Here is a 12612-nt window from a genome sequence, read left to right on the forward strand (position 1 = left end):
TCCTGAGAGGGGGTAGCACACGGGTAATTCGGACCGTGTTTTTTTAACAGATATCTGAAATTTCCTAGGGGGTTATACCTTGGCTGACAACCTATCACTTGATGATCAGGCCACTCAGTCTGGTTTTGCTCGTCTGGTTGGTGCTACTCAACCTGCTATTGCCAAACACTTCAAGGCTGAGGTCTTTACCGTAGGTGCCAGTTACAAAGTTTGGCTTCATGAATACTGCGAGCGACTGCGAACCGAGGCCGCAGGCCGCCAGTCGAATGAGGCCCGAAATCGTCGCGATATGGCCCAGGCGATTGAGTCTGAAGTTAATGCAAAACTAAAAATGCGCGAGCTGTATCGAGAGGATCAATTAATCCTTGATGTCGAGTCAACGCGCAAGGCGATGGTGGAGTGGTCCACCGTTGGAAAGAATGAATTTATAGGAGCGGTAGAGAGCATCATTATTGCTATCGAAAGTCAGTATGCCATTACCGTCGACAGAGAACCCCTACAGCCAAACATTGAAGCTGCCCTCAGAACTATTGGCGGTTACGAGATTGAATTTACAGAGGCTGGTGAAGGAGGTACGCCAGACCTGGATACCGCAGCCTAAAATCCCGCTGATTGAGTGGTTGCCAGAAAATATCAAACTGCCATCCGAAGATAGCGATAACGCAGGATATTACAGAGTAGATTTTGTGCCCTATTTCTGGGGCGTAATGTACGCGCTCGATAGCCAAGTCTCCTGGATGGTGGTAATGCAAAAAGCGGCGCAGATTGGCTGGACGGTACTGTTAGCGGCAGATATCTGTAAGGTGGCGGTGACTGATCCCGCGCGGGTTTTGATGCTCTTTCCTAAGGATTCAAAAGGCCAGAACTTCATGGACGAAAAGTTCGTGAAGATTGTTGAGGGCTCGCCGAATGTAGCGCGTGTGATTGATGTCTCCACCAGTCGCAAGCTAGGCAACAGATCTACCAGAAAAGTATTCCCTGGTGGGGAAGTGCGTACAGTCGGTTCTAACTCCGTCTCCAATGTTAAATCCACCACTGCCAAGCGAGGCTATGTGGAGGAGCCGGACGATACTAATAAAGACGTCGGTGATCAGGGCGACTCCATTCGCCATCTGCGCGAACGTCTTAAGCGAATGCGCAATAAGAAATTAATTATCGGTGGCACCCCGGCGGTTGCGGATCTCTCCCAGGTGGAACACTACACCAAGCTAGGCACCATGCGAGTACTGCCGATTACTTGCCATGACTGCGGTGAGTCTCATGTGTTGGATTGGGAAAACGTCAGTTGGTTAGAGAAAGACGGCGGCACGCCGCACCCGGTATTCGGCTTGAATCAGCCAGAAACCGCAATTTACGGTTGCCCCAAGTGCGGCAGTGAATGGGATGACTACCGCCGCCAAGCCAACATATTGCAGACCTGTAAAACAGCGCGTGAAAACGGTGATGAATTTGCCGGCTGGGTTAAAACTCAATGCGGCGAAGACTATGAGCAGGATGAGATAGAACCGATAGAGACGTTTATGGAGCTATCGGAGCTTTATGTGTGTATCCCTGGCACAGGATTGGCGGAGGTCGTTAGGGATTTCTTAGAGGCTGAGCACGAAGCCAAAAGCGGCGATGAATCTGCACGCATCGTATTCCAAAACAACAAGTTAGGCAGACCTTATAAATATGCTGCCAATCGGTTACTGGACCACGAGAAACTTGAAGAAGCTGCTGAAGACTACCCAGAACTGTTTTGTCCTGCTGGTGGTTTGCTGGTGACTGCCGGTGTCGATGTCCAGCACGATCGACTCGCAATCACCATCCGCGCATTTGGTCGCAATGAAGAAAGTTGGCAAATGTACTGGGGCGAAATTGATGGCGACACGGTAGATAAGCGTGATAGCTGCTGGGATGCCCTGGATAAGTTAGTTTTTCAAAGCTTTAAGCACGAGCGCTTTGGTGAGATTTACGCATCTGCGGTGAGCATCGATTCCTCTGATGGAACTACCAGCGGCGCAGTGTATGAGTGGGTAAGAACCAGAAAAAGAAAATATCGACGCGTTCTTGTGATGGCGATTAAAGGCGATAGCAGAGACTTTGGTAGTAAAGAAATATTTTGCACCCAAGGAAAGCAGAAGTTAGCAACCCTACGCGCACTACTAAAGCCGATCGCCACGAAGTGAAGGTGTATATGGTAGGCACCCACAAGGCTAAGGATCTAATTGCCCGGCGACTACTAGGCACCAGTGCCTATATGCACAGCTGTAAGCATGTGCGACAGGATTACTGGGAGCAGGTGACTGCTGAAGTAAAAGCACCGAGTAAAAAACACAAAGGTAGAGAGACCTGGCAGCAGCGACCCGGGAGACCGAATGAGGGCACAGATACCGAGGTCTACGCCCTGCACGCAGCCTATGCCATGGAACTACACAAGAAGACCGAGAAAAAATGGTCCACTATAGAATCGCGCCTGGGCCAGCGCACGCTATTTAGCGAACCTCAACAAACACCCGAACAACCCAAACCCGCCGTTAAAAAACCAAGGCAGCCCGCGCAGCCAGCCGGCTCTCTACTGGATAGTTAAATGTCGAAAACTGCACAAGAGATGGTCGACCTCTATATCGAGGCCGAGATAGACGTGCTCGCCGGAAAAACCACGGTGATTAATGGCCGCCAATTTACCGCCGAGAACCTGCAGGAAATCCGCGCGGGTCGTCAGGAGTGGGAGCGCCGCGCAACTGCTGAAACCTTAAAGGCCGCCGGCAAACGCCCTGGGCCCGCCTACGCGAATTTTAATTGATGAATAAATTAGATTCTGTCATCGGGTTCTTTGCGCCCGAGGCTGCCCTGCGCCGCGTACAAGCCCGGCGCGCCCTGGAGATTGCCGCCGCCTATGAAGCTGCGCGCCCCAGTCGCCTGCGTAAAAACCCCGGTGATAACCGCAGCGGCGACCTGGTGCTGGAAGGCAGTGTGGAAACCCTGCGCGGCCAAGCCCGGCACCTGGAGCAAAACCACGATTTTGCCTTTGGCATTCTTACCACCCTGGTAAATAACATTGTCGGCCCGCGCGGTATCGATGTGGAATTCCAGCCCAAAACCTGGGATGGCGATATCCATGACGATCTTGCCAGCCAAATGAATGATGCCCACAAGGAATGGGCAAGGCGCCCGGAATGCACCCGGCAATTCAGCTGGGGCAAAGCGCAGCGGCTTTTGTGCAATACCTGGCTGCGCGATGGTGAAACTTTATTGCGGCACTTGCAGGGCACAGTGCCTGGATTAAAGCACCGCACTTCCGTGCCTTACACCATTGAATGCCTGGAGCCAGATTTCCTACCGGTGGATTACAACGACCCCAGTAAGCGCATTGTGCAAGGTATTCAAAAATCCGCCTGGGGTGAGCCGTCAGGGTTTTGGTTGTACGACGAACATCCCGGAGCCTCATTTAACTGGCGAATGAAGCGCAGGTTTCACAGTGCGGAAAATATCGAGCACCTGAAATTTGTGCGCCGGCTGCATCAAACCCGTGGGGCTTCCATCTTTGCAGCGGTGATGAATCGCCTTACGGATATTAAAGACTATGAAGAAAACGAGCGTGTCGCTGCCAAAATTGCCTCGGCCATGGTGGGCTTTATCCAAAAGGGCAGTCCAGATGATTACTCGCAGAACGACGTTGATGATGAAGGAAATCGCACCTTGGATATTCGCGCTGGTGCTATCTACGACGATTTACGCCCTGGGGAATCAGTCGGCACCATTCAAAACAATCGCCCCAGCGGTTTACTAACGCCATTTTTAGAAACCATGCAGCGCATGACTGCCGCCGGCACCATGGCCAGCTTTAGCAGCATCAGCAAAAACTACAACGGGACTTATAGTTCGCAGCGCCAGGAGCTGGTGGAGCAGTGGGGAAACTACGAAACCCTCAGCCTGGAATTCTGCGAGGAAATTGTAGAGCCGGCCACCCGCCGCTGGGTGCAGATGGGTTTACTAGCGGATGCCTTCAAAGTGCCGAGTGATGTCGATCCATCCACGCTGATGCACGTCGATTTTATTACCCCGGTGATGCCCTGGATTAACCCGGTCCATGAAGCCAGCGCGGATGAAACCCTGCTGGAAAATGTACTGGCCAGCCCACAGCAGACCATCCGCCGCCGAGGCAAAAAGCCGGACGATGTGATAAAGCAAACCGCTGCCTGGCAGCGGAAGCTCAAACAAAACGACATTACCACCCCAACCAAACGCGAAGCCGTACCCGCGCAAGAAACTGAATCTGAATAGGAGGCAGCTATGCCGAATAAATCCTGGTACAGCATGACCGCTGCCGCCAATACCAGTGAAGCTGATATCTATCTGTATGACTCTATCGGCGGCTGGGGCATGACCGCAAAAGATTTTGCCCGAGACCTGAAAGCGCTCGGCGATGTCAGCAAGATCAATCTACACATCAACTGCCCCGGCGGGGATGTGTTCGACGGCACGGCTATTTATAACCTGCTCAAAGACCATAAAGCCGAAGTGGAAACCTGGATTGAAGGCATCGCCGCCAGTATGGGCAGTGTGATCGCCCTCGCCGGGGATACGGTCCATATTGCCGAGAACGCCTATTACATGGTGCACAACCCCAGTGCCGGTGTTCGCGGTGACGAGCGCGCTCTGGAAAAAACCAAGAGCCTGCTGGCCAAAGTTAAAGCCACCATGAAAAGCCTGTATTCCTCCCGCACCGGAATGTCGGATGAGGACATCAGCCAAGTGATGGATGACGAGACTTGGTATACCGGCACCGAAGCGGTAGAGGCCGGTTTTGCCACCGACACCACCGCAGCCATCGAGATGGCTGCCAGCTTCAGTGCCGATCACTTAAATCAATTTAAAAACACCCCTCAAGCCATTAACGCATTGGTCATGCAGGGGCCCGCTGAATTTAGATTCCCGTCTGCGGTTGCAGGCAATCCAACCCAAACCCAAACCAAGGAAGCGCAAGCTATGACCACAACTACCTCCACCACGCCAGCTGCAACCGCTGCGCCCGAGGTTACCCCAGAAATGAAAGCGCAGATTGCCGCCGATGCCAAAGCGCAATTTGCCGCCGATGAGAAAAAGCGCAAAGACGATATCACGGCCGTATTTAAAGGCTTCGAAGCGCACAGTGTTGTGATGCAGGAATGTCTCAATGATATGGACTGCACCGCTGAAAAAGCCAAAGACAAACTGCTCACAGCCCTCGGCAATCAAACCCCAACCCCAGTGCAAAGCTACAGCGTAGTGGTGCAGGAAGGTGAGGGGATGAAACGCCTCAAGGCTGATGCCGAAAATGCCATTGCCGTGCGTGCCCTCGGTGAAAAACGCACAGAGGGCAATGAACTCAGTGGCTACACCATGATGGAGATTGCCCGCATCCTGATGCAGGCCCATGGGCAGAGCTTGTCTGGCCTGGATCGGATGGGCGTGGTCGCCGCAGCGTTTACCCATAGCTCTGGTGACTTCGCGACTGTCCTTGGCAATATTGCTAATAAATCCATGCTGAAAGGCTATGAAGAAGCACAAGAGATCTTCCCGCGCTTTACCAGCGTCGGCAACCTCAGTGACTTTAAACTGACAACCCGCACAGACCTGGGTAGCTTCCCCTCACTTCGTAAAGTAGCAGCGGGGGCAGAATTTAAATATGTGACTATCGGCGAGCGCGCCGAGACAGCCGCTCTGGCCACTTACGGTGAACTCTTTTCTATAAACCGCCAAGCCATCATCAACGATGACCTGGGCGCATTTACTCGTATCCCACAGAAGATGGGCCTGGCTGCTGTGCGCACTGTAGGTGACCTGGTATTTAGCATCCTGCTCAATAATCCCAATATGGCAGACGAAAAGCCCCTGTTCGACGCTAGTCACGGCAACCTCGCCAGCGCAGCGGGAATCAATACAAGCAGTATTGATGCCGCACGGGTATTGATGGGCAAGCAAAAGGATGGCGATGCGGTACTCAATATCCGGCCCAAGTTCCTGCTCTGTGATATTGCTGATGAAGGCAGTGCAAAGGTTGCACTTGAGTCTGAGTACGAAGTAGGCGCATCCACGAAAAACAACACCACGCCGAACAGCGTTCGCAATATTGCCGAAGTGCTCTCTGATGCGCGCCTCAGTGGCCACAACGGCTGGTACCTCAATGCCGACCCGGCAGTGCACGACACTATCGAAGTGCTCTATCTGGACGGCCAGCAAGCCCCAGTCCTAGAAGAGCAAAATGGCTGGAGCGTGGACGGCGTGGAATTCAAAGTCCGCCTGGATGCCGCAGCCAAAGCGTGGGATGCGAAAGGCATGGTGAAAACACCCAAAACCTAATTCCAATCCCAACTGAAACTAAACCGGAAAGGGCCGCAATACGCGGCCTTTTTTATTTCGACTGCTTTATCCACTGAGAGAAAGATTATGGCTACGAATTTTGTACAAGACGGGCGCATGCTCGATTACACCAACAACACCAGCGCAGCGATTACTTCCGGCCAGGTGGTAATCGCAGGTGCCGTCCTGGGTGTCGCGATGGACGATATCGCCGTGGGCGCCTCCGGGGTGATTGCCATTGATGGTGTATTCACCGTGCCCAAGGTATCCGCCGCAGAAATCAATCAGGGCGAAACCCTCACCTGGGTGGTTGCCTCCAGCGCATTCGATAGTAATGCAGCCACCGCAGCTACTGGTGATATCACCGGCTCCACCGCCGTCGCCGCAGAGGCTGCCGGGAATGGCGTTACCAGTTTTGCCGTGAAGTTTACCGGCGTCCCTGGCACTGTTAAATCCTAGGTGAACCATGGACTTGGACCAGAGAGCCGCAGAGCGCGCGTTCCGCAAATGGGGCAAAGCCGCTGCCTATACCGATGGTAGCGGCGGCGTCCCCATTGATTGCAAGGTAATCCTCGATCAGGAGATCGACGAGTTCGATGAGGAGGAGCGGCTGCGGGTGGCGCGTATTGAGTTGAGCCTGCTGGTGAGTGAGGTGGGGGCTTACAACTCAGAGGCGGTGATTACGTTGGGTGGAGTGGAGTATAAGGTTCGCAAGCGGCTGGCGGATGATGGGGTGGTTTGGCGGGTGCTGGTGTATGGGTAGCCCCAGCGGGTAGTTCAGCACAGGATTTATGATCGTTGTGACTGTTATTTTTTTGAGTTGCTCAAAATCACGAATAAATGCTTTAAAATCAGTGGGTTAAAGGGACGGTTAAAAATGGGGATAGTGGTCAAGTTGATCATTTTTCTAGATGGGCCGGTAGTACCAAATGATCGTAATCTATTGATTTAGTGGAAGAAGATGGCGTATTGGCGTAAATTTGTATCAGAAATAGTAGTCAAAATAATAGTGGTCATGATGACCACTATATAAATGTTGTACAAACCCGCTGCGCGGGAGTGGTGCCACTTTTAAATTATAAGAGGCATTTTAGAAAATGCATAACCGGGTATTGCAAAATATATTTTCTGCGTACAGTGGTTATTTATCTAATACTGCGCAACCACTAAAAAATTTAAAGGCTATCTCCTCGATACAAGAATGCCGTACAAAATCGATGGGAAGCAGTTATTATCGTTGTAAGCACAACCATGTCACTGAGCAGCATCATTCTTGTAGGCATAGAAGTTGCCCCCTTTGCTCAGGCAGAAAACAGCTCCAGTGGGTTGATCAGCAGCGTCGTAAATTATTTGATACAGAACATTTTCATGTGGTCTTTACTATACCTCATGAGTATCTGCCGATATGGCAATACAACGAGGAGAAGCTTACAGATATACTCTTTTTGTCGAGTAAAGAAACGCTATTTGAATTGATGGCAAGTAAGGACTATCACGGCGTAACCCCCGGGATGCTTATGGCTCTGCATACTTGGGGAAGACAGTTAACTTTACATCCACATATACACTGCCTGATCACCGCTGGCGGTTTGACTTTAAGAGAAAACTGGAAAGAAACAGGTGAGTATTTATTACCTGTGCGAGTGGTTAAGAGTCTTTATAGGGGAAAGTTTCAAGCGCTGTTACTAGAGCAGTATCGTGCTGGGCTAATCAAGCTGCCTCCCAGTTGGCCCATTGGCCAGTTTGATATTCTCTTTAAAGCTTGCTATCGCAAAGAATGGTCAGTTCGTATTCAGGATCGATATGAGCATGGACAAGGAGTGCTTCTGTATTTTTCACGATATATCAAAGGTGGCCCGCTGAAGCCAAAGCAGATATTAAACGTGGATCATAAGGAGCTGGAATTTCGTTATTTTGATCACCGTGACCAGCGACGCAAGCGACTAAGATTAAAGCCTCAGGAGTTCTTAAGACGTGTCTTGCAGCACATACCTCCAATAGGAAAACACATGGTACGGAGTTATGGGTTATATGCTGGGTGCAATAAGAAAAAGCACGATCTATGTAGTAATCAAGTGGGTTTAATGAAAGATCAACGACTCCCAGCTGGATTGCAAATCCAAGATCTGGTGGTAGAGTGTGGGCAGTGCCATGAATCTACAAAGTTGACTGGCAGAGTGTGGTCTAAGGCGAAAAAAGGAATTTCCTTTATAAAGAGGGCGGCTCGGCAAGATAGTGCCGGCGGGAATGTACAACATGGCGATGAACCAGACACTGCAGGAATGGGCCTCTTTAGTTCGGCCTAAATTCAATGCCAAGTCATTTTTTTACCGCCTGCAGTGCAGGTTATCTAAGCGTTATGGCCCTTAAAGGATTATCGTGGATCTATCAAAATCTCTCGAAGAGCTACACAAAGAAAAATGGGGCAGGCCTGACTTTGGCTCAAGTCTAGCCGCTGAATGTCACCGTTTATGGTCAGTTCCTTTAGCGGAACTTTCGGTCGAAAACCTACGCATACTAATTGGTCAAAAAATTGGTTTAAGGTTTCTGGTTCCCGTTGCTCTTGATATTCTTGCTGTAAACCCATTGGCCGAAGGTGACATGTACAAAGGAGATTTACTGGCAAATATTGCTGCAGTTCCTGATAACTTTTGGCAGCAGTATCCAGAGTTCAACAACCAACTCGTAGAAATCAAAAGCGAATTAGAAATAATAATGGGTACAATCACAGAAGAGCTTATTCCACCTTTGAACTCTCGGGTTTACCAATAAATGAGCCATAACAAGGCGCGCAATGCTCGGCCAACCAGTTGGCCTGGACTGTCACTGCTACGCAGCGCCAGCCCATTCGCTTGGCGTTATGCATCATGAGAAGGTTATGGGTTTTAAGATATCTGGAGCACTAAATTTCCTTTGCGTCTTTTACTTTCTTGCTATCTGGACAATTCTATTACTTGTTGCCCAGCCAGAGGCACTAAGCACATATAAAGCGGCAAAGAGTACCTTGATCTATGTACTTACAGAGGATGCTTCAGAGTTTTTTTATTTGAGTATTGCGTCAATGCTTGTTTGTTTTGCTTGTGGTGTATTTCTCTTCCTAAGAAAATACCCCGAACAAACAATGTATATAATAGGTTTTCATGCTTTAATAGGTTTTTATTTTTATGATTGGTCGCTAGCATTATCTATTGGTCTGCCATTGTTATTCTTTAATAAGGTACGAGTAAATGCATAACAAGGCCATCAACCAACGCCACTTCGTGGCTGGACAGCCTAAAGCGCGCTTTGCGCACGGCTGCCGGTTATGGCGACGTTAAATTGCAAAACCATGGATAATTATCGTACATATGAAGAAGTATTAGAGGCCTATAACTCCGGTGAAATACCCAACGGAGAGGCATGTGATCGATTTCTAGAACACATAACGTCAAAGAATATTTCTGAAGTAATTGATTTGATCCCCAGTCAATACATTTTTCAAACGATGTTACGTACAGCGGCATACTGTCCCACCACAAACGAGGGATGGATGCAGAGAAAAATGAGGGCTTTAAATTATTCAGACTACTCAAAAAAACCTAAACCATTAGATGAGAATCATCCGTTTAGGGTTGGGATTGAAGCCCTGCGGGAGTATGTTTCTGGTGGTATGGAGAACTAAATTTAACAAACAAAGGCTACGGATGCTTCGCACCCGCAGCTTTGGGCGTTAGAGCTAAGACTTACCCACGTTTAGTAGACACCCTGTATAGTTAGGTTTAGGCCTAACACGGAGGTGTATCATGGGTAAGAAAAGAACTCAGGCGTATACGGAGGAGTTCCGCAGAGAAGCAGTTAAGAGAGCGGAAAAGGCTGGAGCAACAACGGCTTCTGTGGCGCGAGAGCTAGGCGTCAGCGCACAGCAGATCTACAACTGGCGTCGTCAATTTAATCGACTGTCTGATAAGCAGTTCAATAGTTTAGACGGTGTCGACTATTCCAAACAGGAAAGCGCTGAAGTTCGCAAACTCAAGAAGGAGCTGCATGAAGCTCGTCAGGAGGTTGAGTTTCTAAAAAAGGCAGCTGCGTACTTTGCGAACCACCAAGAGTAAAGTACGCATTGATACAAGAGCATGTAGGGTCATTCCCGGTTAGTTTGATGTGTCGGTGTTTAGAAGTCTCAAGATCGGGTTATTATCGATGGCGGGGGCGATTGCCATCTGCTCGCACGATTAGAGAGATACGAACAATCGAGAAAATCCGAGAGACGTTTGTTGAGTTTAAAGGTCGTTATGGCGCGCCTAGAATTGCTTGCGAGCTTCAAGAGTTAGGTGAGCCATGCTCGCGGAACTACGTCGCTAAGCTTATGCAACAGGAACATATTAAAGCGAGAAACGGCAAAGGCTTTCGATATAGTCAGCCCGTAGAGGGGAGCATTAACGTCTCCGCCAACTTACTTAAGCGTTGCTTTGATGTGGATCGACCAAATTGCCGCTGGACCAGTGACATTACGTATATCTGGGTTCTGGATAGGTGGCTATACCTCGCGGTAGTTATGGATCTGTACTCTCGACGTATTGTAGGTTGGGCATTCGACTCGCAGATGACCGATGAATTGACACGTCGAGCATTGAAAATGGCCCTAGAGCGACGACCAATAAAGCCTGGACTGCTAGTTCACTCTGACAGGGGTGTGCAATATCGATCGCAGAAATACCAGGATCTCTTGTCCGAAAGTAAGTGCAAGCCGAGTATGAGTCGCCAGGCTAACTGTTGGGATAATGCGGCAATGGAATCATTCTTTAGCAGGCTAAAAGTCGAGCTGGTCTATGCCGGAACATTCGAAAGCGAAGAGCAAGCAAAATCTGAGGTGTTTGAATACATTGAGATTTTCTACAATAGGGTTCGTAGGCACTCTGCATTGGGCTATGTAAGTCCAGCAGAGTATGAACGAAAATACGCATAGTTAGAGTGTCTACTTTTTGTGGGCAAGACCAAGCTACCAATAAAACCGAGTGTAATTAATGTTCACACAAATATGGAAAGGTTGGACTACGGGTGTTTCCGTTATCTTTACGCCGCTGTTCTTAATTGCTGCTTTGGTACAACCTGACGCCCCTGGTAATATGCTTTTAGCCGTACCATTAGTTCCGATCATAGCTGCTGGGCAAGGCGTGTTAATTGGAGCGCTGGTTTGTCTTGGTCTCAAAATATTGTCATTTAAAAATTAACATGAGTGCCACAAACTCTAACAAGCAGCAGCACGAAAGCCCGGCAAAAAGCGCCAGGCTGGACGGCCTACACGCCGCTTCGCTCTGTTTCGGCCGCCCGTGTGCTGGGCGTTAGGCAAACGTGAATGAAGAATTTATTTCCATTTCTCGTGCTGTTTACAAACTTATGTTTTGCTGAAGAAAGACCAGTAAAACTCATTGAGCGCGAGAGTGATTTTTGCGCAGGGAAAAAGCTCAACCCTCCGCATTGCCAGGAGGATGGCAATTGTTATCACTTTCTAAAGAAGCCTATCTATCCAAGAGAGGCTCTTAAGGATGGAGTGGAAGGCTATGCAAAAATAAAATTCGATACAAATGAGTCTGGCTGTACTTTAAATCATGAAGTTGTCGTATCACACCCTATTGATGATTTCGGTAAAGCGGCAATACAATCTGCAAAGTATTATCGTTACACTGGCCCTCAAAAGGGCATAGTGGTCACAATAAGCTTCGGGCTAGATGAATAGCCTAACAAGAAAATTATACCGTGCGCGAAAAGCGCGCACTGGGACCTATGTAAGCGTCGGCCCCATATTTAGGTGTTATGAGTCGCTATGAAGAAATTACTTTTACTCGTAGTAATATTATTTTCGGGCTCTACTTGCGCTTCGATGACATCATGCGGAGAAATCGATCACCCATTGATTAATGCTGATCTTCACGCCGCCCAAGAGATTGGGATCAGTTATGAACTTTTAGACGATGACGCATATCCAGGCTGTAAGGTCATTGAAATTACTACTGTTACCAAAATCGCTGAATATGAATTCGCTAGTTTTACTGTGCAGATGAAAAAAGATTCAGTTATTACTGGAGAGTTCTACCCATCAGCCATTAGAGGTGAAGACCATCTCCGTACAGTGTTTCTTCTCTGCGAATCAGCGGCAAAGGTCGCAGATACGGTGATTCATTTTGGGGATAACTGCCATGGAAAATCTATTGCCCTCTCAATAGCTATAGAGTAAGGGATACTTGGAGCCTATGTACCCATAATCCCTCATAACAATCGCAGGCAGATTGCTCCGGCCTTTCGGGCCTC

General features: G+C 49.2%; 17 protein-coding genes. All 17 read left to right on the top strand.

Annotation, left to right across the window (positions count from 1 at the left end; genetic code table 11):
• Positions 1–79: 79 nt before the first annotated feature.
• Positions 80–601 (top strand): hypothetical protein, encoded by a 522-nt coding sequence (locus tag ACYX4J_RS07480; RefSeq protein WP_476178247.1) that lies wholly within the window; start codon positions 80–82, stop codon positions 599–601.
• Positions 564–2168: a terminase gpA endonuclease subunit gene (locus ACYX4J_RS07485; protein WP_476178248.1), complete on the top strand. Its 1605-nt coding sequence runs from the start codon at positions 564–566 to the stop codon at positions 2166–2168. The genes ACYX4J_RS07480 and ACYX4J_RS07485 overlap by 38 nt, the downstream gene beginning before the upstream one ends.
• 2 nt (positions 2169–2170) lie before the next feature.
• Positions 2171–2569 (top strand): terminase gpA endonuclease subunit, encoded by a 399-nt coding sequence (locus tag ACYX4J_RS07490; protein WP_476178649.1) that lies wholly within the window; start codon positions 2171–2173, stop codon positions 2567–2569.
• On the top strand, positions 2570–2785 hold the full coding sequence (locus ACYX4J_RS07495) for a primosomal replication protein PriB/PriC domain protein (protein WP_252472065.1): 216 nt from the start codon (positions 2570–2572) through the stop codon (positions 2783–2785).
• Positions 2785–4266, top strand: a complete 1482-nt coding sequence (locus ACYX4J_RS07500) for a phage portal protein (protein ID WP_476178249.1) — start codon at positions 2785–2787, stop codon at positions 4264–4266. The genes ACYX4J_RS07495 and ACYX4J_RS07500 overlap by 1 nt, the downstream gene beginning before the upstream one ends.
• A 9-nt stretch (positions 4267–4275) precedes the next feature.
• A complete protein-coding gene (locus ACYX4J_RS07505) occupies positions 4276–6324 on the top strand; it encodes a ClpP-like prohead protease/major capsid protein fusion protein (protein WP_476178250.1) in 2049 nt (682 codons plus the stop codon).
• Positions 6325–6411: 87 nt separating this feature from the next.
• Positions 6412–6783 (top strand): capsid cement protein, encoded by a 372-nt coding sequence (locus ACYX4J_RS07510; protein ID WP_476178251.1) that lies wholly within the window; start codon positions 6412–6414, stop codon positions 6781–6783.
• Positions 6784–6790: 7 nt separating this feature from the next.
• Complete coding sequence (locus ACYX4J_RS07515; RefSeq protein ID WP_444914643.1) at positions 6791–7087, top strand: head-tail joining protein; 297 nt, start codon at positions 6791–6793, stop codon at positions 7085–7087.
• Positions 7088–7421: 334 nt separating this feature from the next.
• On the top strand, positions 7422–8630 hold the full coding sequence (locus ACYX4J_RS07520; RefSeq protein ID WP_476178252.1) for an IS91 family transposase: 1209 nt from the start codon (positions 7422–7424) through the stop codon (positions 8628–8630).
• Positions 8631–8703: 73 nt separating this feature from the next.
• The gene (locus ACYX4J_RS07525; protein WP_413665440.1) at positions 8704–9096 is read left to right on the top strand and encodes a contact-dependent growth inhibition system immunity protein; all 393 of its coding nucleotides are present in this window, start codon (positions 8704–8706) and stop codon (positions 9094–9096) included.
• Between the two features lie 106 nt (positions 9097–9202).
• Complete coding sequence (locus ACYX4J_RS07530) at positions 9203–9559, top strand: hypothetical protein (protein ID WP_476178253.1); 357 nt, start codon at positions 9203–9205, stop codon at positions 9557–9559.
• Positions 9560–9628: 69 nt separating this feature from the next.
• Positions 9629–9985 (top strand): hypothetical protein, encoded by a 357-nt coding sequence (locus tag ACYX4J_RS07535; RefSeq protein ID WP_476178254.1) that lies wholly within the window; start codon positions 9629–9631, stop codon positions 9983–9985.
• A gap of 121 nt (positions 9986–10106) precedes the next feature.
• On the top strand, positions 10107–10415 hold the full coding sequence (locus tag ACYX4J_RS07540; protein WP_282933834.1) for a transposase: 309 nt from the start codon (positions 10107–10109) through the stop codon (positions 10413–10415).
• An 8-nt stretch (positions 10416–10423) separates the two neighbouring features.
• Positions 10424–11269 carry an IS3 family transposase gene (locus ACYX4J_RS07545; RefSeq protein WP_282933833.1) on the top strand — a complete coding sequence of 282 codons (846 nt, stop codon included), beginning with the start codon at positions 10424–10426 and terminating at the stop codon, positions 11267–11269.
• 58 nt (positions 11270–11327) lie between these two features.
• The gene (locus tag ACYX4J_RS07550; RefSeq protein ID WP_444914640.1) at positions 11328–11534 is read left to right on the top strand and encodes a hypothetical protein; all 207 of its coding nucleotides are present in this window, start codon (positions 11328–11330) and stop codon (positions 11532–11534) included.
• Between the two features lie 125 nt (positions 11535–11659).
• Positions 11660–12040 carry an energy transducer TonB gene (locus ACYX4J_RS07555; RefSeq protein WP_444914639.1) on the top strand — a complete coding sequence of 127 codons (381 nt, stop codon included), beginning with the start codon at positions 11660–11662 and terminating at the stop codon, positions 12038–12040.
• 87 nt (positions 12041–12127) lie between these two features.
• Positions 12128–12538: a hypothetical protein gene (locus ACYX4J_RS07560; protein ID WP_444914638.1), complete on the top strand. Its 411-nt coding sequence runs from the start codon at positions 12128–12130 to the stop codon at positions 12536–12538.
• Positions 12539–12612: the final 74 nt, after the last annotated feature.

The organism is Microbulbifer sp. ABM4_008 (assembly GCF_056311705.1).

Bases quoted from the DNA above. Each gene is read 5' to 3' on its own strand.
- ACYX4J_RS07540 (WP_282933834.1), top strand. From the start codon at position 10,107: ATGGGTAAGAAAAGAACTCAGGCGTATACGGAGGAGTTCCGCAGAGAA.
- ACYX4J_RS07520 (WP_476178252.1), top strand. From the start codon at position 7,422: ATGCATAACCGGGTATTGCAAAATATATTTTCTGCGTACAGTGGTTAT.
- ACYX4J_RS07550 (WP_444914640.1), top strand. From the start codon at position 11,328: ATGTTCACACAAATATGGAAAGGTTGGACTACGGGTGTTTCCGTTATC.
- ACYX4J_RS07515 (WP_444914643.1), top strand. From the start codon at position 6,791: ATGGACTTGGACCAGAGAGCCGCAGAGCGCGCGTTCCGCAAATGGGGC.
- ACYX4J_RS07500 (WP_476178249.1), top strand. From the start codon at position 2,785: ATGAATAAATTAGATTCTGTCATCGGGTTCTTTGCGCCCGAGGCTGCC.
- ACYX4J_RS07510 (WP_476178251.1), top strand. From the start codon at position 6,412: ATGGCTACGAATTTTGTACAAGACGGGCGCATGCTCGATTACACCAAC.
- ACYX4J_RS07530 (WP_476178253.1), top strand. From the start codon at position 9,203: ATGGGTTTTAAGATATCTGGAGCACTAAATTTCCTTTGCGTCTTTTAC.
- ACYX4J_RS07555 (WP_444914639.1), top strand. From the start codon at position 11,660: ATGAAGAATTTATTTCCATTTCTCGTGCTGTTTACAAACTTATGTTTT.
- ACYX4J_RS07505 (WP_476178250.1), top strand. From the start codon at position 4,276: ATGCCGAATAAATCCTGGTACAGCATGACCGCTGCCGCCAATACCAGT.
- ACYX4J_RS07560 (WP_444914638.1), top strand. From the start codon at position 12,128: ATGAAGAAATTACTTTTACTCGTAGTAATATTATTTTCGGGCTCTACT.
- ACYX4J_RS07535 (WP_476178254.1), top strand. From the start codon at position 9,629: ATGGCGACGTTAAATTGCAAAACCATGGATAATTATCGTACATATGAA.
- ACYX4J_RS07495 (WP_252472065.1), top strand. From the start codon at position 2,570: ATGTCGAAAACTGCACAAGAGATGGTCGACCTCTATATCGAGGCCGAG.